This is a genomic window from Arthrobacter sp. RAF14, from assembly GCF_052114185.1.
Classification (GTDB): Bacteria; Actinomycetota; Actinomycetes; order Actinomycetales; family Micrococcaceae; genus Arthrobacter_E.
In genome coordinates, this window is the sequence record NZ_JBFREG010000007.1 from 141,160 (window position 1) to 162,203 (window position 21,044).

Below are 21,044 nucleotides of genomic sequence, written 5' to 3' on the forward strand. Positions count from 1 at the left end.
TCCAGGGCTGTCTCCGCTGCCGGCTCCCACGGAAGCGCCGCGTAACCCGGAAACGCCGTGCGGGCAAGTCTGGAAAGCGGAGCCGGGCCGGTCTATGTTGAACACATGAGCACGGTCATCAGCGAGCATTTCGGTGAGCTCGAACTCAATCACGGGACGGCGCACTGCTTCTCCACCCGGCATACGGTGCACGGGGTCCCGGTGGAGATCGAACTCAACTACGCCGCGCATGAGCGCCCGGACCAGGCCTCCGTGCATAAAGCCGACTACCGGCTCCACTACCTCCCCGAACTGGTCGATCAGATCAAGGACCTGATCACCGACGAACTCGGCCAGGAGGACAGCCAGGTCCAGGAGTTCCGTCATTTCCACTGCAAAGGCCTCGACGAGGAGAAACGCTGGGCAACGTTCGGCACCACGGAAGAGGTGGACGACCAGAGCTTCGTCCGGGCCCTCCGGCTCGGGCACGTCGGCATCTTCCCGGATCAGCCCGAACGCTACTTCGTCCTGGACTTCACGCTCGGCGAGCACTTCAGTGACGAGGTGCTGGTGGCCACCGCCGATGCCGACGGCGTGGTGGATGACGAGATCACCTGGGCTTAGACGGACTCCCTGACGCACGACGGCGGGCCACCCTTCCCGGGTGACCCGCCGCCGTCGTCGTCAGGCTGAAACGCCGTCAGGCGAGGAGCCCGTCAGGCAGAGCGTCAGACGCTCGCGCCGATCTCCTCACGGACGGCCTTCGCGGCCTCCACCAGGTTGCGCAGCGAAGCCTCGGTCTCCTCGTAGCCGCGGGTCTTCAGGCCGCAGTCCGGGTTGACCCAGAGCTGACGGCTCGGCACGTGCTTGACGGCGGTGGAGAGCAGCTCGATCACCTCGGCCTCGCCGGGCACGCGCGGCGAGTGGATGTCGTAGACGCCCGGCCCCACCCCGCGGCCGAAGCCGTGGGACTCGAGGTCGTGCACGACCTCCATGCGCGAGCGTGCGGCCTCGATCGAGGTCACATCCGCGTCCAGACCGTCGATGGCCTCGATGATGACGCCGAACTCGGAGTAGCAGAGGTGGGTGTGGATCTGGGTCGCGTCCTGCGCACCGGCGGTCGCCAGGCGGAAGGAATCCACGGACCACTTCAGGTACGCCGGCTGATCCGCCTTGCGCAGCGGCAGGAGCTCGCGCAGCGCGGGCTCGTCCACCTGGACCACCTTGATGCCCGCGGCTTCCAGATCGGTGATCTCGTCGCGCAGGGCGAGGGCCACCTGATTGGCGGTCTCCCCCAGCGGCTGATCGTCACGCACGAAGGACCACGCGAGGATGGTCACGGGACCCGTGAGCATGCCCTTCATGGGCTTCTCGGTCAGCGACTGCGCGTATTCGGCCCAGGCCACCGTGATGGGGGCCGAACGGGTCACGTCGCCCCAGAGGATGGACGGGCGGGTGCAGCGGGAACCATACGACTGGACCCAGCCGTGCACCGTGACGTCGAAGCCCTCCAGATTCTCGGCGAAGTACTGCACCATGTCGTTGCGCTCCGGCTCGCCGTGCACCAGCACGTCGTAGCCCAGCTCCTCCTGGAGATCCACCACGCGCTTGATCTCGTCCTTCATGAGCTGCTCATACTGTGCGTCGTTCAGCTCACCCTTGGTGTTCCGGGCGCGGGCCGAGCGGATCTCCGCGGTCTGCGGGAAGGAGCCGATCGTGGTGGTGGGAAGGGCGGGCAGGTGCAGCGCGGCCTCCTGGGCGGCCTCGCGGACCGCATAGTCGGAGCGGCTGAAGTCGGAGTCCGTGAGCGCGGCGGTGCGGCTCCGAACGTCCTCGCGGCGGACGCCCTCCGCGGTGGCGCGGGAGGCGATCACGGCGGAAGCCTCGTCGATGGCCGCCTGTGCCGATGCCGGATCGGCGAGGTGGGCCGCCAGGGTCTTCACTTCCACGGCCTTCTGGTCCGCGAAAGCCAGCCAGGACTTGAGCTGTTCGGAGAGCTTGGTCTCCTCCGCGACATCATGCGGCACGTGCTGCGTCGACGTGGAGGTGGAGACGGTCAGACGTGCGGTCGATCCCTTGAGGGCGTCCAGGGTGGCGGCGGAGGCGGCCAGGTCGTTCCGCCAGATGTTGTGCCCGTCCACCACACCGGCCACCAGGGTCTTGGAACCCAGCGCGGCCAGCGCGGCCTCGGAAGGCACGGCGCCCTTGAAGACGTCCACGTGCAGGGCGTCGATGCTGCTCGCGGCGAGGGCCCCCAGCTGGCCGTCCAGCGAACCGTACGGAGTGGAGACCAGGATCTGCGGGCGCTCGGTCGCGGCGGTGAGGACCTCGTAGGCGCGGGTCACCGCAGCGTCGAGCTGCTCCGCCGGGATGTCCTGATCGACCACGAGGCCAGGCTCGTCGAGCTGGACCCAGCTGGCACCGGCAGCAGCCAGCTTGCCCAGCAGTTCGACGTAGACCGGCAGGACGTCCTCCAGGCGGGAGAGCGGCTGGAAGCCCGCCGGGGCGTCGTCGGAGGCCTTGGACAGGAGCAGGAAGGTCACGGGGCCCACGAGGTACGGACGGGTTTCGATGCCGTTGGCCAGGGCGTACTCGAATTCCTCGACCAGCCGGGAGGACGTCAGGCGGAAGTCCGTCTCCGGGCCGATCTCCGGCACCAGGTAGTGGTAGTTGGTGTCGAACCACTTGGTCATCTCGAGCGGCTGCTGCTCCTTGGAGCCACGGGCCAGGGTGAAGTAGCCGTCGATGTCCAGGACGCCCTCGGCGTTGAGGAGAGTCCCGAAGCGGGCCGGGACGGCACCCAGGTGGGCTGCGGCGTCGAGCACCTGGTCGTAGTAGGAGAAGGTGCCGGGAACGGCGGCCGGCTCGTCGAGGCCGAGCTCCACCAGACGGCGGGCACTGCTCAGCTGGATCTCCTTCGCGGCGGCGTCCAGAGCTGCGGCGTCGATCTTTCCGGCCCAGTAAGCCTCGACGGCCTTCTTGAGCTCACGACGGCGGCCGATGCGGGGGTAACCGAGGAGGCTGGCTGCGGGGAAAGGGGTCTGTGCGGTCATGATGAGTCCTTTTCTGGGTACAGGTCTTCTGCGGGCCGGCCGGGGACGTCGACGCGTCCTCGGGCCCGGGTGGGGGTGTTTGTCGTCAGGAAGCCAGCGCGGCGCGCTCGTGGAGCGGGCGGCTGGGGCGCGGGAGGTTCAGGCCGTCCAGCACGTCGAGCGCGTGGCGGTGCTCGTTGAAGGTGTAGAGGTGGAGGCCCGGCGCACCGGAATCGAGCGCCGCATTGGCCAGGTCCACGGTGGCTGCGACACCGATCCGCTGCGCCGCCACGTCGCTGCCCGCCGTCTCCAGCGCGTGCATCAACGCCGGGTCGGGAGCGACGCCGGACAGCTCGGAGAGCCGGGTGACGCGCCGCAGGCTGGTCAGCGGCATGACGCCGGGGATGATCGGGATGGTCACTCCGGCCCGGCGGGCACGGACGAGCAGGTCCTCGTACTGCCGGGCGTGGAAGAACACCTGGGTGATCGCGAAATCGGCGCCGGAGCGCTGCTTGGCGAGCAGCACTTCCACATCATGGGCCTCGCTGGGCGATTCCGGATGGCGGGTGGGATAGGCGGCCACACCGATGGCGACCTTTCCGGCACAGAGCAGGGCGGACCTGCTCTGTTCCACCCTGCGGATGAGCTCCACGAGGTCCTGGGCATAATGCAGGGAACCGTCCGGCAGTGTGGATCCGTCCCGCGGGAGGTCTCCGCGCAGGGCCAGGATGCCACGCACACCGTGGTCCAGGAGCTGAGCCACGATTCCTGCGAGTTCAGCGGCGGTGTTCCCGACGCAGGTCAAGTGGGCCAAGGGCCGGAGAAGGGTCTCCTCCTGCAGCCGGGCCACCAGATCCAGAGCGGTGTCGTGATTGGAGCCGCTCGCTCCGTAGGTCACGGACACATAGTCCGGCGCGGTGGCCTCCAGCTCCCGGATCGTGGCCCAGAGGACTTCCTCTGCGGCCTGGGAACGAGGAGGGAACAGTTCGTACGACAGTGCCACGGGCGCTGTGCCCTGGTACTGAAGGGGTCGGTCGATAAGGCTGGGTGGGGACATCTGCAATCCTCGACGTCTGACGTAATGGATGAGCACGGCAGACCGGCGCGCATGCTGACGCCTGGTCCGTCGCCGTGTGCAAATGTCAGGCCCACATGGGGGCACCCACACCCTCCATGAGAGGGTCGCTGACACGTTACCGCGGTAACTGATGTGTCCACAGTACGAGGACAGGGAATCGCCCGGCAAACGCGACGCCGAATTAAGACGCAATCTTACGGAGCAAAAAGCCGTGGCGCCGAACAATGTTCAGCGCCACGGCGTGGAAATCGTGAGACGGCGGCTCAGCCGCCCAGCAGCAGCCGTTCCGAGCGGGGCGCCAGGGCGTGCTCCAGCACCAGGCAGGCCGCGCCGATGGCGCCGACGTCCTCCCCCACCCGGCTGCCGACGACCTGGGGCACGTGGATGTCCCGCGCGTCGGCGCCATGTGCCACCTGTTCCGGGACACGGTTGAGGTAGTACGGTGCGAGCCTCGTCCAGAACGGTCCACCGAACACCACCCGGTCCAGGTCCATCGCGTTCGCGATCACCGAGACGGCGCGGGACAGGTGCAGAGCCGAACGGTCCAGGATCGCGATCGCATTCTCGTCTCCCCGGTCGGCCGCGTCGCAGAGCCGGTTGAAGCGCTCCTGCACGACGACGCCGGAGTCCCCCTCCGTGAGAGGCTCCACCAATCCGGCCTTCGCGCCGGCGTCCACGAGGACGCGTGGGATGACCGTCGACTTCACGCAGCCGTTCAGACCACAATCGCAGGGCGGACCGTCCGGATCGACCACGATGTGGCCTATCTCCCCCGCATTGCCGCTGGCGCCGCGGAAGACCTCGTCATTGAGGACCAGGCCACAGCCGATACCGGTGCCCATGTAGAAGACCCCGAAGTTGCTGGAGGCGCTGTCTCCGGCCACCCAGGTCTCGGCCACTGCGGCCGCGGTGACGTCCTTGTCCAGAACGACGGGCAGACCGGTGGCCTTGCTGAGCGCGTCCCGCAGGTGGACGCGGGTCCAGCCCTCCAGCAGCGGCGGGTTCACCACGGTGCCCGCGTCCAGATCGATGGGTCCAGGAGCAGCCACCCCGAGGCCCGTGAGCTTGGCGGGGTCGATTCCTGATTCCTCGATGAGACGCTGGACCTCGAACACGATCGCTGCCATGACCGCCGTCGGTTCGCCCGCCTCCGGGGTGTCGATCTTGGAGTCGAGGACCACGTTCCCCGTCAGGTCCAGGACGGAGAAGCTGATGAGCGCGGGATCCACGTGGACGCCCACGGCGTACATGCCTGACGGATTCAAGCGCAGGATGGTGCGGGGCTTCCCCGGACCGACGCCGGCCTTGCCCGCTTCGATGATGAGGCCCTGGTCCAGCAGACGGCGGGAGATGTTGGAGATCGTCTGCGGCGACAGCCCGACCAGTCCCGCCAACTCAACCCGGCTCAGCCCCTGAGGCGAACGCCGGATGGTGTCCAGGATCACCGTCAGGTTGAAGTCGCCCATCTTGGGTAGGTTGGTTCCGCGCCGCGAGGCGGGCGTGCGGAGCTCGGTCACGCATTCTCCTTCAAGAAAAGTGCAGGGCAACTGGCGTTTGCTCGTAGGCTACCAGTCACAGGGTCCCGGAACCTGCAACCGACCTGTTTAGCGCCGATCATGCCGGTTTTGCCGCGCGGCGGCGGGTTCGCGTGACCGTGAACTTGCTGTTCCGGCCCACGATCTCGGTCGCCCCCACGAACTTCTCCAGGGCGGGGAGGTAACCGAGATGGCTGTTCCACACGGTCCACAGTTCACCGCCGGGCGCCAGCACCTCGGCGGCGGCCCGGAACAGCTTGATCGCAGCACCGGCATGCACGCTGTGACCCAGATGGAAGGGTGGATTGAGGAGGATCAGCTCCGCCGAGGCCGGGGGGAATCCTTCGAGGGCATCCGCGTGAACGGCGAGAACCCGGTCTCCCACTCCGTGGGCCTCGGCCGTGAGCCGGGCACTCCGCACCGCCGCCGCGGACACGTCGCATGCCGCCACCCGGACTTCCGGCTGCGACGCCGCCAGCAGTGTCGCGAGCACGCCCGATCCGCAGCCGAGGTCGATGGCCGTCCTGACCTTGGGCATGCGGGGCAGGAAATCCAGCAGGAAACGCGTCCCGATGTCCACCTTGGCCCCGGCGAAGACGGCCCCGTGGGCATACACCTCGATCTCCAGGTCCCCGTCCCTCCCCAGGCCCGTGTGGCGTTCCCGCGCCGGGAAGGACTGCGAACTGCGTCCGCCAGCCGGCGTCCCGGCGAGTTGCCCACCGGGAGTGTCCTCCTGGGGGCGGGGCGAGCTCGCCGTCAGCACCCGGGCCTTGCCCTTGGCCAGGCTGGCGGTCACGGAGCCGAAATCGGCGCCGAGCACCTCATTCATGGAACGGGTCATGTGCTTGACCATGCCCGCCGCCAGAACCACCACCTCAGGATGAGCGTGTTCCGCGATGGCTTCGCTGAGTTCTGCCAGCTCGGCGAGATTCTTCGGAAGTCTCAGCAGGACCAGCCGCGCCCCGGCCAGCAGAGCCGGTCCGTAGAGACCTGCGGAAGTCTCGTCGTCGCGGATTCGCGTGAAGCCGCTGATTCCTAGCCGGGCGGCATTGGCATCGAGGGCGGCCTCGCCCGTGGCGAGGTCCTGCCAGATCCTGAGCGTGGAGACCGGCGCCCCGCCGCCCTCCGGGGATCCTGCCAGCAGCGGCAAGGTGATCGCGCCGTAACGATCCCCGATCACCACGAGCCCCGGGTCGGAGAGTCCCTCAGCAGCCAGCCGATCCAGCCGCCTTGAGGCATGCTCCAGGAGAAGGCGGTCCGCGGCGTCGTAGGCCTGGAGGTTCTCCGCGTCGACTTCCGGCCACCGGCTCAACGCGCGGTGAATCGCTTCAGGATTCACAAGATTCACAAGATTCACTGAAACTCACACACCGTCGCTCAGCAGAGCTGCTCGCAGCGCAACCAGTTCCGCGTCCGCCAGGCCGTGGCGGCGGAGGTATCCGGCTCCCCCGCCGAAATCGGCGTCGAGCAGTTCGAGGGTTTCGCGCATCGCGGACGCAGGGCTCCCGCCGACGACCGCCAGAACCTGCTCACTGAGCGGAACTCCGAGCTTCCCGAGGAGCACTTTGACCCCTTCGAGCCACTCTCCAGCGAGATTCGCCTCGGTCCCGGCGTAATCGGCCACGATCACCTCGCGGTCCACCCCGACGGCGTCCAGCAGCAGGGCCACCATGACACCGGTCCGGTCCTTCCCTGCCGTGCAATGGACCAGGGTGGAACGTCCTGCGGCGGCGTTGCGCGTGATGCTGCGCGCGAGGTCCGCGGCCACCGGACCGCCCTGCGCCAGGATCATGCGGTAGAGGCCGGCGAGGGTCGGCAGGTTCTGCAGCGAGGTGCCCAGCGCGCCGGCCAGCACATTGCCGCGGAGCACTTCCAGATCCAGCCCGTCGAGCGCGCTGGGTGCATAGCGCACCTCGTCGTCGTCCCGGAGGTCCAGGATCGTGGCCACCTTCAGGTCACGCAAGAGGTTCCGGCCGTCATCCGTCAGCAGGTGCAGGGCATCCGAGCGGAAGAAGACGCCCTCCCTCGTCAGGCGATCACCCGCCGGAAGGGATCCCAGGCCACGGAAGTTGTAGGTCCTGGGCAATGGGGCGGCCTGGCCGATCAACGAATGACTCCTTCACTGGGCTTCTGTGCTCTAACTGGGCTCTGTTGCTTCAACTGCGCTGCGTACTCTAACTGCGCCTTGTGCTTTAACTGCGCCTTGTGCTTTAACTGCGGAAGTCCCCTCGTGGTTCCAGCCCGGAACGGACCGGACCACGAGGGGACTTCGTACATGACCTCAGTCCAGGTAATCCCGGAGGACCTGCGACCGGGACGGGTGGCGCAGCTTGGACATCGTTTTGGATTCGATCTGGCGGATGCGCTCACGCGTGACGCCGTAGACCTTGCCGATTTCGTCTAAAGTCTTCGGCTGTCCGTCGGTCAGGCCGAAACGCATGGCCACCACGCCCGCCTCACGCTCGGACAGCGTGTCGAGCACCGAGTGCAGCTGCTCCTGGAGAAGGGTGAAGCTCACGGCGTCAGCGGGAACCACTGCCTCCGAGTCCTCGATGAGGTCACCGAACTCGGAGTCACCGTCCTCGCCCAGAGGCGTGTGCAGCGAAATGGGCTCGCGGCCGTACTTCTGGACCTCGACGACCTTCTCGGGCGTCATGTCGAGTTCCTTGGCCAGCTCCTCCGGCGTGGGTTCGCGGCCGAGGTCCTGCAGCATCTGGCGCTGGACGCGGGCGAGCTTGTTGATGACCTCGACCATGTGCACCGGGATACGGATGGTACGGGCCTGGTCCGCCATGGCGCGGGTGATGGCCTGACGGATCCACCAGGTCGCGTACGTGGAGAACTTGAAGCCCTTGGTGTAGTCGAACTTCTCGACGGCACGGATGAGGCCCAGGTTGCCTTCCTGGATCAGGTCCAGGAAGAGCATGCCACGGCCCGTGTAGCGCTTGGCCAAGGAGACCACGAGGCGGAGGTTGGCCTCCAGCAGGTGATTCTTGGCCCGCTTGCCATCGTGGATGATGAATTCGAGTTCGCGGCGGTACTTGGGGTCCATGGTGTCCCCCTCGGCCGCGATCTTCTCCTCGGCGAAGAGACCGGCCTCGATGCGGAGCGCGAGATCGACCTCCTGTTCGGCGTTGAGAAGCGCCACCTTGCCGATCTGCTTCAGGTAGTCCTTGACCGGGTCCGCAGTAGCGCCGGCGGACATGACCTGCTGCACCGGAGCATCGTCATCGCTCGCATCGGAGTAGACGAAACCGCTGCCGGTGGCGGCGGGCTTGGCCGTCGCCTCATCGGCCTCGGCCAGCTCCGGCTCTGCATCTTCAGTGAGCTCTTCTTCCACGGTGTCCGAGGATTCGTCGAGATCGGAGCCGGCGGCCTTACGGCCCCGGCCCTTGGGAGCGGCATCGCTCTTCTTCGCGGCCGGCCGACGCGTCGCGGGGGCGGCGTCGTCCTGCCCCGCCGCAGCCGCGGCTTCCTTCTTGGCCTTGTTCGCGGCGCGTGTGGCGGCAGCCTTGGCGGCGCGCGCCTTCTTCTTCTCCTCGTCAGTCAACTCGGCCTTCACGGCAGTTTCCTTCGTCGTGGGAGTGGTCACAGAAACCCTTTCTAGCAGCGCCTGGCGGTGTCCCGGAGGGCAACACCACTATGACCCTGTCAAGTCCGTGCTGCCAGCGGCAGTTACTCCAGACCAGCAGAGCCTGTCTTAGACAACGCCACCAGCCTGCGGATTGTTCCCCGGAGCTTCAGCGGCTTCGGGACGACAACCTTCAAGTTCACGGACCCAACCGGGTCTCGGCTAATAGTCTCTCACGAAAAGCGGGTGCGTCGCAGCAAGGGTCGGCAGGATACCCATTTCCGGCGCGTCTTCAAGGTGTTCTTTGCCACACCGACGGGACCGTATCGGCGCTTCCCACGGCTTCACCCCTCACCGTCCGGCTCCTTTGCCTCTCGCGTCTCTCGCACTTTCACCGATCTCCACTCCGTCAGCCGTCCTCGTCCCGAAGCGATCCCCCGGCAGTCGTCCGCCGCCAGCTGCTGTGCCGCTTGCTCGCCCAGCCGCTCAGTGCTCCGCTCAGGACGGCCCTGTTCAGCAGCCTCGCCAGCCGGTGCCCCGGCTCCCTTTCCAGCGCGCGGTCCAGCAGGGCGGACGCGTGCGAGCCCCGTCCGCGGCACCACTCGACCCAGGCCAGGCCGGTCAGAACACCGGCCGGAGGGCGGTCCCCCGCGGCATGGACCATCTCCTGCAGCACCGCGGCGAAGCGATTCATGCGGTCCCAGTCCGGACCGGAGCCGCTCTCGGCCACCATCACGTCACCGAACAGCCCCAGCCAGGACACGAGAGGGTGACCACCGGGGTGCGGTCTCCCCTCGCCATCGTCCCGGACGACGCCGGGGACCACTCCGGACCCGGTGGAACTCATCGAGCGGTCGGCGTCCTCCACCGAGGCTTCGGCGGCCAGCCCACCCTGATATGCCGTCTGCCACGACGACCCCGCCGACACGTACACAGCGTCCCGGAGCGCCGGCACCTCGAGAGTCCGGCACAGGATCTGCCTCGACTGTTCGCCCATCATGTCAGCCACATCAGCCCAGACCGCGGAGCCGTTCAGATACGGTTCCCAGTGTTCAAGGGCCTCCAGCAGGCTCGGGGTGCCGCACGAGACCGGACCGGCCTCCGGGGCCGGGCCGGGAGCCGGACTGTCCCGCTCCCCCGGGTCTCTTACGCCTTCCCGCGTTCCCCGCGGTCCCTTCCGCGGACCCTGCAGGGGACGGCGCGAGAACGCCGAGGGATGGGGATCCACCGCACTGCCCTGATAGACCAGCTCGGCAGCCAGGCGGGAGTCACGGATGAGATCCAAGGGGTGCGGTCCCGCGCCGGCGCAGGGCCCGTCCCCCGTGAGTGAACACTCGGAGTGACGGCAGCCTGAACCATTCCAGCCATCGGAGCCCACCAGCCAGAGTTCCTGCAGCGGACGCCCGGCCTGCCCGAGGATCCAGGCCAGGAGCGCCATGAGTTCAGCCCTCTCAGTCCGCACCGAGTCCACCGGGCTGTCCTGAAACATCGCGACGAAGGTGCTGTCCGCCGCGGCGTCGTGTTCCAGGTAGGCGAGGACGGCACGGGCATATCCCAGCAGGGCTTCGCCTCGAAGCCGGCGGTCCGGGAGGTCGACACGAAGCGTCGCCCCGATGCGGCCCGATCGTGCGGTGAGACAGACCAGCGAGTTCCGGGGCCAGAATCCGATGGCATGGGGGATGTACGCGAGAATGTCCTCCGGTCCCCGGGCGGTCAGTGATGCGGTGTTCATGCGGCCACTCTCGCAAGTGGAGCCGCGGAGCGGGACTACGGTATGTCCCTCTGTGGACAGGACCTTCAAGTCCCTCTGTGGACAGGGAGTTCTGGGGGTCTGTGGTCCCGGGACTGATACGGGTGTCCGGCCCATCGTGACTTCGGGGCCGTCAGAAAGTCAGCACCCGCTCGCCTCCCGAAAACGCCCAGGAGCAGGACTCAGCGGTTGCCGCGCCGCGAGCGCTCCCACAGCACCCGCGCCAGCGGCCTGGGGGTGACACCGGCGGCCTGGCGGGCCCTGCGCCGCACCACGGCCACCGCGACCATCCCCACTAGGAGGAAAAGCAGCTGGGTGGACATGGCGATGCGGAACGGTTCGAGTCCGTACAGCTCACCGTTCGAGAATCCGCTCGCGTTCAGAAGATCCAGGACCAGTCCGATCACGTACATGCTCAGCAGGGCCGCGACGAACCCGCCCACATTGACGATTCCCGTGGCGGTGCCGATCCGCTCCACCGGATTGGAGGTCCGGGCGAAGTCGAAGCCGATCATGGAGGCCGGCCCGCCGATGCCCATGACCACCACCAGGACGATGAGCAGCCACAGCGGCGCCCGCCCGGGCCACAGGAGCACTGCGAGCCATCCCGCTCCCGTGATCAGCGAGACGAGGAGGACCATGGAGGAGCGCCGTACCGGGTGCAGGGAGACGAACCGGCCGAAGAAGGGACCCGAGACCATGGCCACCAGGACGAAAAGGCTCATGACCGCGGAGGCGGTCCCCCGGTCCAGTCCCTCGGCCGAGATCAGGAAAGGGTAACCCCAGGCCATGGCGAAGACCGTCCCGGCGAAGGGGGTGGTGAAGTGGCTCCACAGCCCCAGACGGGTGCCGGGTTCCTTCCAGGACTGGGCCAGCGCCGCACCGATCTGCTTGAGCCCTCCGGCGGACTGAGGCCTGGCACGCCCGTGTGGGGTGTCCTGCAGCAAGGCGATCACCAGGACGCACGCGAGCGCGGACAGACCCGCCAACGACAGGAAGGCCGGGGTCCACGCCGTGGTGTGAAGGAGCAATGCGAAGGGGATGACGCTGACCAGCTGTCCCAGCTGACCCACCATGCCCGTGAACTGCGTCATGAGCGGCACGGTGCGGGCCGGGAACCAGGCGGGGATCAACCGCAGGACGGAGACGAACGTGGCGGCGTCACCGGCGCCCACCAGGACACGACCTACGACCCCGGCCGCGACCGAATCGGCGGCCGCCAGCTGCGCCTGTCCTAGGAACATGAGAAACGCGCCCATGGCGATCATGTTGCGGGGCCCGAGACGGTCCACCAGGACCCCCACGGGGATCTGCAGGCCCGCATACACGAGGAGCTGGAGCACGGAGAACGCGGAGATGGCGGCGGCGCTGGCGTGGAACCGATCGGTGGCTTCCAGGCCGGCCACACCGAAGGACGTCCGTTGTGTCACCGCCACCAGATACGCGAAGACTCCGATACCCCACATCACCCACGAACGCACGCTGCTCACGGGTCCATTCTTCCGCATCGGGTCTTCCGCATCGGGCAGGCCGCACCCCGCGCCTCCGGCCTGGGAGGCCGGAGCCGGGCCTCCCGGCACGGGGCGTCAGCCCTCAGGGGCGGCGCTCAGGTGCCGCTTTGCCTCCGGCCGTGCCCCGGCGCGTCGTCCTCCGCCTCACCTGCGGCTTCCGTGCCTTCGCCGGTCCCGGCGTCGTCGTCCTCCTGGCTCAGCAGTTCCTGCGCCAGGTACGCCTCCACCGCGGCGCCGAGAGACTCCGCGCTGGGCAGTTCGTCATTCTCATCGGCCAGGAGCGACCGGCGCACGGTGTTCTCACTGTGCTGGTCGTACCGTTCCTCGAGGTTGCGCACCACTTGCTGCACGTCCTCGCTGGCCTCCATCTGTTCGGCGATCTGACGGGCCACGTCCCGGGCCACCTCGCGCAGACGATCGGACGGCAGCATGAGATTGGCGGCCGCGCCCAGATACTCCATCCCGGCGACGGCGGCCTGCGGGTACTCCGCGTCGGCGACGTAGTGCGGCACGTGGATGACGTAACCGGCCACATTGCGCTTCGCCGCGATCAGCTTCAGCTCCAGGACATGCCCGATCGCCGCGGGGAACTCCACCGTGGGACGCCACACCGAGATGCCCTCGATGAGCTCGGGCCGGTTGCCGTGCACCGTCACCCCGACGGGACGGGTGTGCGGGACGGGCATGGGGATCGCGTGGACCCAGGTCACCAGGTTCACGTCGAGCTGTTCCACGAGACTCACGACGGCCCGGGCGAACCGCTCCCACTGGAGGTCGGGCTCGAAACCTGCGAGGAAGAGGAACGGCGTCCCCAGCGGGTCCTCCAGGACATACAGCGCCAGCCGCGGCGGCGCGTAGTCCTGAAGGTGATCCTCGACGAAGGTCAGATGAGGGCGGCGCGAACGGTAATCAAGGAGCTGGTCCGCGTCGAACACGGCCACCGGACGGACCGAGGGGGAATCGAGCAGCTCGGAGGAGATCTGCCGCACCACGTGCCCGGCATCCGCGAATCCGGTGAACGCCATGAGGAGATTGAGACCCTTCAATGACGCATCCTGCAGAAGCTCCTCATCCGCCCGGTAGAGCCCGGCGGGATCAAGCAGCGTCCCGTACGTCTGGTCGAACAAAGTACCCTCCACACCAACCGGCCCCAGGCCGGGAATCGTCGTCATGTCTGATTGATGGCTCAACGTCCGGGAGCGTCCTCGCATTCCCGCACCGGCCTGCGACTCAGTGTCACGGGCTACGATCTTAGATGGTGAAGGACGCCACACCGCGTCCGCACCATTGAACATGTGCGACAAGGATGTCCACCCGTACACCAGAAGTGAGGCAGGAACTCGTGGCCAAGAGCAACGAAGTCACCCTTGAAACAGTCAGCGGCGATCTGCGCAAGAAACCGAGCGACGTCGTGGTCATCGGCGTCCGCCAGGGCAAGGAGGGACCGGAACTCGCCGTCAGCCCCCTGAGCGCCAAGGCGTCCGAGGCCATCCAGTCCTCGCTGGCCCTGCTCGGCGTCACGGGCGCCCCGGATCAGCTGCACCGCCTGCCCGGCGTTCCCGAGCTGGGCGCCGAGGTGATCGCCCTGGCAGGACTGGGCAAGAAGGACGACGCCGAGTCCCTCCGCCGCGCCGCCGGCTCGGCCGTGCGCCAGCTCGCCGGAACCGCCACGGTGACGATCGCTCTCCCCGCGCCGGACGAGGCCGCCCTGGCCGCCGTCGCCGAGGGCGCCGCGCTCGGGGCTTACGCGTTCCACGAGTACCGCTCCACCCGCGAAGGGCTGAAGGCTCCGGTCTCCACCGTCCGCATCCACAGCGAACTCGCCGGCAGCCCGGCGGCCAAGGCTGCGCTGAAGAAGGCCGCCGTCGTCGGGCGCTACGTCAACGCGACCCGTGACCTGGTGAACCAGCCGCCGAACGCGCTCTACCCGGAGACGTTCGCCGCCGCTGCCAAGGATGCCGCGAAGTCGCTCCCCGTCAAGGTCACGGTGTGGGATGAGAAGCGCCTCGAAAAGGAGGGCTTCGGCGGCATCCTGGGTGTCGGCAAGGGATCCGCCCGTCCCCCGCGTCTGGTCAAGGTGGAGTACGCACCCGCCAAGGCCCAGGCACACGTGGCGCTCGTCGGCAAGGGCATCACCTTCGACACCGGCGGCATCTCCCTGAAGCCGCCGGCGAACATGGACGAGATGAAGAGCGACATGGCGGGCGCCGCCACCGTGCTCAACGCCGCCCTCGCAGCCGCCGAACTCGGTCTGCCGGTCAAGGTCACGGCCTGGCTCTGCATCGCGGAGAACATGCCGAGCGGAAACGCCCAGCGCCCCTCCGACGTGATGACCATCTTCGGCGGCAAGACCGTCGAGGTCCTGAACACCGACGCCGAGGGCCGTCTGGTCATGGCCGACGGTCTCGTGGCGGCCAGCCAGGAGCAGCCGGACGTGGTGATCGACGTCGCCACCCTCACGGGAGCGCAGCTGATCGCCCTCGGTGACCGCACCGCAGGTCTCATGGGCGATGAGGGTGTGACCCAGGCGCTCAAGGCCTCCGCCGACGCCGCCGGTGAGCTCATGTGGCCCATGCCCATCCCCGAGGAGCTGCGCCCCAGCCTCGACTCCGAGGTGGCGGACCTCGCCAACATCGGCGCCCGGCACGGCGGCATGATGACCGCCGCCGCGTTCCTGCGCGAGTTCGTCGGCGAGGACGCCACCGGTGAGCCGATCTCCTGGGCTCACATCGACATCGCCGGCCCGTCCTTCAACAACGCCGCCGCCTACGGCTACACGCCGAAGAAGGCCACCGGCGCCGCCCTCCGGACCCTGGTGGAGTACATCGCGGGCCTGGCTTCCTGAGCAGCCCCGAACCCTCCGGCGCGGCGACTTTCTGAGGCCCGTTCATTAAATGAACGTGAGTCACAGCACAAGGTCGCCGCGCCGGACCCCTTTAAGGTGCACCATGGTCGGGGTGACGCTAAGGTGAAAGCGAATGGCTCTGTGGCTGTTTCCCAGGCAGTCACAAAAGCATGACCACTGCAGAAGAACCCGACCTGCTGGCATAATCGCGGCAGGAAAAGTTCCAGACCAGAGGGTGCCGACCGGCACCGTCTCGACAACTCAGGGAGCGTCCACGTGGCCGAAGCGGCAACTGCGCAAGAATTCGACATCCTCGTCCTCGGCGGCGGCAGCGCGGGCTATTCCGCGGCCATCCGCGCGACGGAGCTGGGCATGACGGTGGGCCTCGTGGAGCGGGCCAAGCTGGGCGGCACCTGCCTGCACACCGGCTGTATCCCCACGAAGGCCTACCTGCACTCCGCGGAACTGGCCGACAACGCCCGTGAAGGCGCCAAGTACGGCGTGAACACCACGCTCGACTCGATCGACCTGGGCAAGGTCCGCGATCACAAGAACGGCATCGTCGCCGGCAAGCACAAGGGCCTGACCGGTCTTCTCAAGATGAAGAAGGTCAACGTCATCGAGGGTGAAGGCCAGCTCACCGCCCCCGACACCATCACCGTCGACGGTGTCGCCTACAAGGGCAAGAACATCATCCTCGCCACCGGCTCCACCTCCAAGACCATGGGCCTGCAGATCGGCGGCCGGGTCATCACCTCCACCGAGGCGCTTGAGATGGGCGACCTGCCCTCCTCCGCCATCGTGCTGGGCGGCGGCGTGATCGGCGTCGAGTTCGCCTCCATGTGGAACTCCTTCGGCGTGGACGTGACCATCGTGGAGGGTCTGCCCTCCCTGGTCCCCAACGAGGATCCGGCCATCATCAAGGTCCTGGAACGCGAGTTCAAGAAGAAGGGCATCAAGTTCAAGACCGGTGTCTTCTTCGAGAAGGTCGAGCAGGACGAGAACCAGGCCACCGTGACCCTGGCCGACGGCACGTCCGTCTCCGCTGACATCGTCCTCGTCGCCGTGGGCCGTGGCCCCGTCACCGAAGGCTTCGGCTTCGCCGAGCAGGGCGTCACCCTGGACCGCGGCTTCGTCATCACCAACGAGCGCCTGCACACCGGCGTCGGCAACATCTACGCGATCGGCGACATCGTCCCCGGCGTGCAGCTCGCCCACCGCGGCTACCAGCAGGGCATCTTCGTGGCCGAGGAGATCGCCGGCCTGAACCCGGTGGTCGTCGAGGACGTCAACATCCCGAAGGTCACCTTCTGCGAGCCGGAGATCATGTCCGTGGGCTACTCCCAGCCCAAGGCCGAGGAGAAGTTCGGCAAGGACAACATCGAGACCCAGGAGTACAACCTGGCCGGCAACGGCAAGTCCTCGATCCTGGGCACCTCCGGCATCGTCAAGATGATCCGCGTGAAGAACGGCCCGATCGTCGGTGTCACCGGCATCGGCGGCCGCTTCGGCGAGCAGGTCGGCGAAGCCCAGCTGATCGTGAACTGGGAGGCCTTCCCGGAGGACGTCGCCACCCTCATCCACGCCCACCCGACGCAGAACGAGTCCCTCGGCGAGGCCGCGCTGGCCCTGGCCGGAAAGCCGCTGCACGGCTGAGACCCCCGGGCCGGGGCGCCTGTCACAGGCGCCCCGGCCCACCCCTGGAGGGCCCCTCAGCGCGACCGGTCTTCCGCACCAGATTTTCACCGCATTTAGATCACTAAGGAGAACGGGGACGACATGTCTGAATCCGTTAACTTGCCCGCACTCGGCGAGAGCGTCACGGAAGGTACCGTCACCCGCTGGCTGAAGTCCGTTGGCGACCGCGTCGAAGTGGACGAGCCGCTGCTGGAGGTTTCCACCGACAAGGTCGACACCGAGATCCCGTCCCCGATCGCCGGTGTGATCGAGCAGATCCTGGTCGCCGAGGACGAGGTCGCCGAGGTCGGCGCAGCTCTGGTCGTCATCGGCGACGGCTCGGGCTCCGGCGAGGCGCCTGCCGCACCGGCTCCGGCCGAGGAAGCCGCCCCGGCCCCCGCGGCCGAGGCCCCCGCCGCGCCTGCCCCGGCTGAGGAGGCGGCGCCCGCCGCCGAGGCTCCCGCCGCATCCGGCGGTGAAGGCACCGAGGTCACGCTCCCCGCTCTGGGCGAGTCCGTGACCGAAGGCACCGTCACCCGCTGGCTCAAGGCCGTGGGCGATTCGGTCGAGGTCGACGAGCCCCTCCTGGAGGTCTCCACCGACAAGGTCGACACCGAGATCCCCTCCCCCGTCGCGGGTACTCTGCTGGAGATCCGCGTCAACGAGGACGACACCGCCGAGGTCGGTTCCGTTCTCGCCGTGATCGGTGCCGCTGGCGCCGCTGCCCCGGCGGCAGCACCCGCAGCGCCGGCCGCACCTGCTGCCGCTCCGGCTCCGGCTGCTGCTCCGGCACCTGCGGCTCCTGCCGCAGCGCCTGCACCGGCTGCTGCTCCGGCCCCTGCCGCCGCTGCTCCCGCGGCACCCGCTGCAGCGCCTGTTGCAGCCCCGGCCACGTCCGCGTCCGACGCCGAGTCCTACGTCACCCCGCTGGTGCGCAAGCTCGCCAAGGACAACGGCGTAGATCTGGCCTCGGTGTCCGGCACCGGCGTCGGCGGCCGGATCCGCAAGCAGGACGTCCAGGCGGCCATCGAGGCCAAGAAGGCCGCGGCCCCCGCTCCGGCGGCGGCTCCTGCCGCTGCCGCGCCGGCCGCAGCTCCCGCCGTCGCCGCCTCCTCGCTCCGCGGCACCACGGAGAAGGCCCCGCGCATCCGCCAGGTCATCGCCCGCCGCATGCGCGAATCCCTGGACGTGTCCACTCAGCTGACGCAGGTCCACGAGATCGACATGACCCGCATCGTCAAGCTGCGGGCCTCGGCCAAGAACAACTTCAAGGCCGTCAACGGTGTCAACCTCACCTACCTGCCGTTCATCGCCAAGGCCGTGGCCGAGGCTCTGAAGGCTCACCCGAAGCTGAACGCCGAGTACAACGAAGAGACTCAGCAGATCACCTACCACAACGCCGAGCACCTGGCCTTCGCCGTCGACACCGACAAGGGCCTGCTGGTCCCCGTCGTGTCGAACGCCGGTGACCTGAACCTCGCCGGACTGGCAGGCAAGATCGCCGACGTCGCCAACCGCACCCGCAATGGGAAGATCGGCCCGGACGAGCTGTCCGGCGGCACCTTCTCCATCACGAACATCGGTTCGGTCGGGGCTCTCTTCGACACCCCGATCATCAACCAGCCGCAGGTCGCCATCCTCGGCACCGGTGCGATCGTCAAGCGTCCGATGGTCGTCACCGATGTCGATGGCAACGACTCGATCGCCATCCGCCACATGATGTACCTGTGCCTGACGTACGATCACCGCCTGGTGGACGGCGCCGACGCCGGCCGCTTCCTCCAGACGGTCAAGGCCCGCCTGGAAGGCGGCGCGTTCGAGGGCGATCTCGGACTGTAAGTCTCCACGCAGCACACGACGGCGGTCCGCACCCGGAAGGGTGCGGACCGCCGTCGTTCTACGCCCGGTAGAACTTTCTGACAGAGTGTCGCTAAACTGGATTCATGACTGTCGTCTACTACATCGTCCTGTTCCTGCATCTGGTCGGCGCCGCCATGGTGGTGGGCCCCTGGATCGCCAACATGAAGTCCCCCACGGTCCACCCGCGTCAGTTCGACGGTGCCATGCTCCAGGTCATCACCGGCCTGGCCATGTACATCATGCTGATGGCGCATGTGATGCCGTACGACGCCAACCACATGAAGCTCGGCATCAAGTTCCTGATCGCGATCGTGATCGCCGTGGCCGCCACGATCGCCAAGATCAAGAGCAAGAAGGGCCAGCCGATCTCGCTGGGTCTGGCTCACGCCGTCGGCGGCCTGGGTCTGGTCAACATCGCCATCGCCGCCCTCTGGCACTGATCCACGGAGCGCATCGCCTGGAACCACGGAAAGGGGCGGGAGAGCACTTGCTCTCCCGCCCCTTCGCTGTTCCGGGGAATCTCAGCCCTGGGCGATGCAGAACTCGTTGCCGTCGGGATCCTGCAGCACCACCCAGCCGAAGTCACCGATCGAGTGCCGCGCGGACTCGGAGGCGCCCAGCTCCACCGCCCGGGAGAGCAGAGCATCCGGATCCTCTGCGTGCAGGTCGAGGTGCAGACGCCGGGGGCCGTCACTCGGGTGATCCACCCGCTGGAAGGCGAGCTTCGGGCCGCCCGGGGAGACGGCGCTGAGCCAGACGAACTCCCCCTCGTAGGAGGATTCGACCGACAGCTCGAGCAGTTGGGCCCAGAAACCCGAGAGGCTCTGAGGATCCGTGGTGTTGACGACGATCGACGCGACGGTTCCGCGCGCCACTGGACGCTTCTCTTCACTCATGGCAGCAGTCTAAAGCCAGCTCAGAGGCCATGGGGAGCCGTCAGGAACCCGCCCGAACCCGCGGCCCTCCCGTCACATTCCGGACGCCGCCACGGCGGGTGTCACTGGGCCCGGGAACACCCTAGGATGGTGCTCAAGGGCCTCTCCGAGCGAGATCAGGCCGAACCCCATCACACTCCAAGGAGCAACTCATGGCAGTGACCCGCAGCGCCTCCACCGTCTGGACCGGCAACCTCTTCGAGGGCCAGGGCGAGACCACCTTCGAAAGCTCCTCCCTGGGCACCCACCCCGTCACCTGGAAGGCTCGCTCCGAGGCCGCCGAGGGCAAGACCAGCCCCGAGGAACTGATCGCCGCAGCCCACTCCGCCTGCTTCTCCATGGCCTTCAGCAACGAGCTGGCCGAGGCCGGTTACACCGCCACGGAGATCCGCACCAAGTCCGAGGTCGGCTTCCAGCCGGGTGTCGGCATCACCGGCAGCAAGCTCACCCTGGTCGCCACCATCCCGGGCATCTCCGAGGAGGACTTCCAGCGCATCGCCGAGGCCGCCAAGGTCGGCTGCCCCGTCTCCGCCGCGCTGTCCAGCATCGAGATCACCCTGGACGCCACGCTCAACGCCTGAGCGCACCAACGAAGGGCCGGGGAACGGATGATCCGTTCCCCGGCCCTTCGCCGTTTCCTCAGCGGTCCGGCGGTACCCCGCCGTCGCTCACCTGAGCATCAGAGACCCGTCGTCGAAACCGCTTCCCGGGCCGCCTTGTTCAAGCGGATGCCGTAGACCAGCTGGCCCACGCCCAGGATGACCAGGCTCACGCCCGCCCAGACCGCGAGGAACACCAGTGAGGAGAGCGGGAAGAGAGCGACACCCAGCCCGGCGAGGATGAAGAGCACGCCCATCGTGATGGGCAGGGCTTTGGCGCCCGGAGCGGACGCCACTCCCGCCCAGAGGAGCGCGACGCCCTCCAGGATCCACCCGGCTGCCAGCAGCACCGCCACCACCACGAGGGACTCCCCCGGGCGGAAGATCAGCAGCACGCCTGCCAGGACGGTGAGCACGCCCAGAATCCCGTAGAGGACCTTCCCGGACTTCGGCTCGGACGGGATCCTGCCGAGCGTCATCAGCCGTGCGACGCCGGTGGCGAAGACGTTGATGGCGAAGAACACGGCCAGGACCAGGAGAGATGCCCCGGGCCAGAACCAGATGATGAGGCCGAGGACGATGGAGAGCAGCCCGAGCCCGATCAGCGCCCGGGAGAAGGCCCGGAACCCTTCCGCCGCAGTGCGGCCCCCTGCGAATTCACTCATGGTGTGA

At 67.8% G+C, this 21,044-nt stretch carries 17 protein-coding genes; 6 read left to right on the forward strand and 11 right to left on the reverse strand.

Features of this window, described 5'->3' with window-relative positions:
* The first annotated feature begins 105 nt into the window (after positions 1 to 105).
* On the forward strand, positions 106 to 603 hold the full coding sequence (locus AB4Y75_RS14760) for a DUF2004 domain-containing protein (protein ID WP_441436630.1): 498 nt from the start codon (positions 106 to 108) through the stop codon (positions 601 to 603).
* A 104-nt stretch (positions 604 to 707) separates the two neighbouring features.
* Here AB4Y75_RS14760 and metE read toward each other — a convergent pair whose 3' ends face one another.
* The 9 genes from metE to AB4Y75_RS14805 all read right to left on the reverse strand — a co-directional run bounded on the left by metE (position 708) and on the right by AB4Y75_RS14805 (position 13,628).
* On the reverse strand, positions 708 to 3,032 hold the full coding sequence (gene metE / locus AB4Y75_RS14765; protein ID WP_441436631.1) for a 5-methyltetrahydropteroyltriglutamate--homocysteine S-methyltransferase: 2,325 nt from the start codon (positions 3,030 to 3,032) through the stop codon (positions 708 to 710).
* Between the two features lie 85 nt (positions 3,033 to 3,117).
* A complete protein-coding gene (locus tag AB4Y75_RS14770; RefSeq protein ID WP_441436632.1) occupies positions 3,118 to 4,068 on the reverse strand; it encodes a methylenetetrahydrofolate reductase in 951 nt (316 codons plus the stop codon).
* Positions 4,069 to 4,352: 284 nt separating this feature from the next.
* Complete coding sequence (locus AB4Y75_RS14775; RefSeq protein ID WP_441436633.1) at positions 4,353 to 5,606, reverse strand: ROK family transcriptional regulator; 1,254 nt, start codon at positions 5,604 to 5,606, stop codon at positions 4,353 to 4,355.
* A 97-nt stretch (positions 5,607 to 5,703) separates the two neighbouring features.
* The gene (locus AB4Y75_RS14780; protein ID WP_441436634.1) at positions 5,704 to 6,972 is read right to left on the reverse strand and encodes a class I SAM-dependent methyltransferase; all 1,269 of its coding nucleotides are present in this window, start codon (positions 6,970 to 6,972) and stop codon (positions 5,704 to 5,706) included.
* A gap of 15 nt (positions 6,973 to 6,987) precedes the next feature.
* The gene (locus tag AB4Y75_RS14785) at positions 6,988 to 7,731 is read right to left on the reverse strand and encodes a tyrosine-protein phosphatase (RefSeq protein WP_441436635.1); all 744 of its coding nucleotides are present in this window, start codon (positions 7,729 to 7,731) and stop codon (positions 6,988 to 6,990) included.
* Between the two features lie 174 nt (positions 7,732 to 7,905).
* Positions 7,906 to 9,186, reverse strand: coding sequence for an RNA polymerase sigma factor (locus AB4Y75_RS14790; protein WP_441436636.1), 1,281 nt, complete (start codon positions 9,184 to 9,186; stop codon positions 7,906 to 7,908).
* 418 nt (positions 9,187 to 9,604) lie between these two features.
* The gene (locus AB4Y75_RS14795; protein ID WP_441436637.1) at positions 9,605 to 10,927 is read right to left on the reverse strand and encodes a DUF4192 family protein; all 1,323 of its coding nucleotides are present in this window, start codon (positions 10,925 to 10,927) and stop codon (positions 9,605 to 9,607) included.
* A 200-nt stretch (positions 10,928 to 11,127) separates the two neighbouring features.
* On the reverse strand, positions 11,128 to 12,435 hold the full coding sequence (locus tag AB4Y75_RS14800; RefSeq protein WP_441436638.1) for an MFS transporter: 1,308 nt from the start codon (positions 12,433 to 12,435) through the stop codon (positions 11,128 to 11,130).
* Between the two features lie 116 nt (positions 12,436 to 12,551).
* A complete protein-coding gene (locus AB4Y75_RS14805; RefSeq protein WP_441436639.1) occupies positions 12,552 to 13,628 on the reverse strand; it encodes a proteasome assembly chaperone family protein in 1,077 nt (358 codons plus the stop codon).
* 170 nt (positions 13,629 to 13,798) lie between these two features.
* Here AB4Y75_RS14805 and AB4Y75_RS14810 point away from each other — a divergent pair, with 170 nt between their 5' ends.
* The 4 genes from AB4Y75_RS14810 to AB4Y75_RS14825 all read left to right on the forward strand — a co-directional run bounded on the left by AB4Y75_RS14810 (position 13,799) and on the right by AB4Y75_RS14825 (position 19,278).
* Positions 13,799 to 15,301 carry a leucyl aminopeptidase gene (locus AB4Y75_RS14810; RefSeq protein ID WP_441436640.1) on the forward strand — a complete coding sequence of 501 codons (1,503 nt, stop codon included), beginning with the start codon at positions 13,799 to 13,801 and terminating at the stop codon, positions 15,299 to 15,301.
* A gap of 276 nt (positions 15,302 to 15,577) precedes the next feature.
* On the forward strand, positions 15,578 to 16,957 hold the full coding sequence (gene lpdA / locus AB4Y75_RS14815; RefSeq protein ID WP_441436641.1) for a dihydrolipoyl dehydrogenase: 1,380 nt from the start codon (positions 15,578 to 15,580) through the stop codon (positions 16,955 to 16,957).
* 123 nt (positions 16,958 to 17,080) lie between these two features.
* Positions 17,081 to 18,817 (forward strand): 2-oxoglutarate dehydrogenase, E2 component, dihydrolipoamide succinyltransferase, encoded by a 1,737-nt coding sequence (gene sucB / locus AB4Y75_RS14820; RefSeq protein WP_441436642.1) that lies wholly within the window; start codon positions 17,081 to 17,083, stop codon positions 18,815 to 18,817.
* Positions 18,818 to 18,921: 104 nt separating this feature from the next.
* Positions 18,922 to 19,278, forward strand: a complete 357-nt coding sequence (locus AB4Y75_RS14825) for a hypothetical protein (RefSeq protein ID WP_441436643.1) — start codon at positions 18,922 to 18,924, stop codon at positions 19,276 to 19,278.
* Between the two features lie 81 nt (positions 19,279 to 19,359).
* Here the strand turns inward: AB4Y75_RS14825 and AB4Y75_RS14830 are convergent, their stop codons facing one another.
* Positions 19,360 to 19,734, reverse strand: coding sequence for a VOC family protein (locus AB4Y75_RS14830; protein WP_441436644.1), 375 nt, complete (start codon positions 19,732 to 19,734; stop codon positions 19,360 to 19,362).
* 191 nt (positions 19,735 to 19,925) lie between these two features.
* Here AB4Y75_RS14830 and AB4Y75_RS14835 point away from each other — a divergent pair, with 191 nt between their 5' ends.
* Positions 19,926 to 20,354, forward strand: coding sequence for an OsmC family peroxiredoxin (locus tag AB4Y75_RS14835; protein ID WP_441436645.1), 429 nt, complete (start codon positions 19,926 to 19,928; stop codon positions 20,352 to 20,354).
* 98 nt (positions 20,355 to 20,452) lie between these two features.
* Here AB4Y75_RS14835 and AB4Y75_RS14840 read toward each other — a convergent pair whose 3' ends face one another.
* On the reverse strand, positions 20,453 to 21,037 hold the full coding sequence (locus AB4Y75_RS14840) for an HdeD family acid-resistance protein (protein ID WP_441436646.1): 585 nt from the start codon (positions 21,035 to 21,037) through the stop codon (positions 20,453 to 20,455).
* Positions 21,038 to 21,044: the final 7 nt, after the last annotated feature.

What these genes read in the sequence shown, in the direction of transcription:
- metE (WP_441436631.1), bottom strand. Translation starts at nt 3,032, where the DNA reads ATGACCGCACAGACCCCTTTCCCCGCAGCCAGCCTCCTCGGTTACCCC.
- AB4Y75_RS14825 (WP_441436643.1), top strand. Translation starts at nt 18,922, where the DNA reads ATGACTGTCGTCTACTACATCGTCCTGTTCCTGCATCTGGTCGGCGCC.
- AB4Y75_RS14795 (WP_441436637.1), bottom strand. Translation starts at nt 10,927, where the DNA reads ATGAACACCGCATCACTGACCGCCCGGGGACCGGAGGACATTCTCGCG.
- AB4Y75_RS14830 (WP_441436644.1), bottom strand. Translation starts at nt 19,734, where the DNA reads ATGAGTGAAGAGAAGCGTCCAGTGGCGCGCGGAACCGTCGCGTCGATC.
- AB4Y75_RS14805 (WP_441436639.1), bottom strand. Translation starts at nt 13,628, where the DNA reads ATGACGACGATTCCCGGCCTGGGGCCGGTTGGTGTGGAGGGTACTTTG.
- sucB (WP_441436642.1), top strand. Translation starts at nt 17,081, where the DNA reads ATGTCTGAATCCGTTAACTTGCCCGCACTCGGCGAGAGCGTCACGGAA.
- AB4Y75_RS14835 (WP_441436645.1), top strand. Translation starts at nt 19,926, where the DNA reads ATGGCAGTGACCCGCAGCGCCTCCACCGTCTGGACCGGCAACCTCTTC.
- AB4Y75_RS14770 (WP_441436632.1), bottom strand. Translation starts at nt 4,068, where the DNA reads ATGTCCCCACCCAGCCTTATCGACCGACCCCTTCAGTACCAGGGCACA.
- AB4Y75_RS14840 (WP_441436646.1), bottom strand. Translation starts at nt 21,037, where the DNA reads ATGAGTGAATTCGCAGGGGGCCGCACTGCGGCGGAAGGGTTCCGGGCC.
- AB4Y75_RS14760 (WP_441436630.1), top strand. Translation starts at nt 106, where the DNA reads ATGAGCACGGTCATCAGCGAGCATTTCGGTGAGCTCGAACTCAATCAC.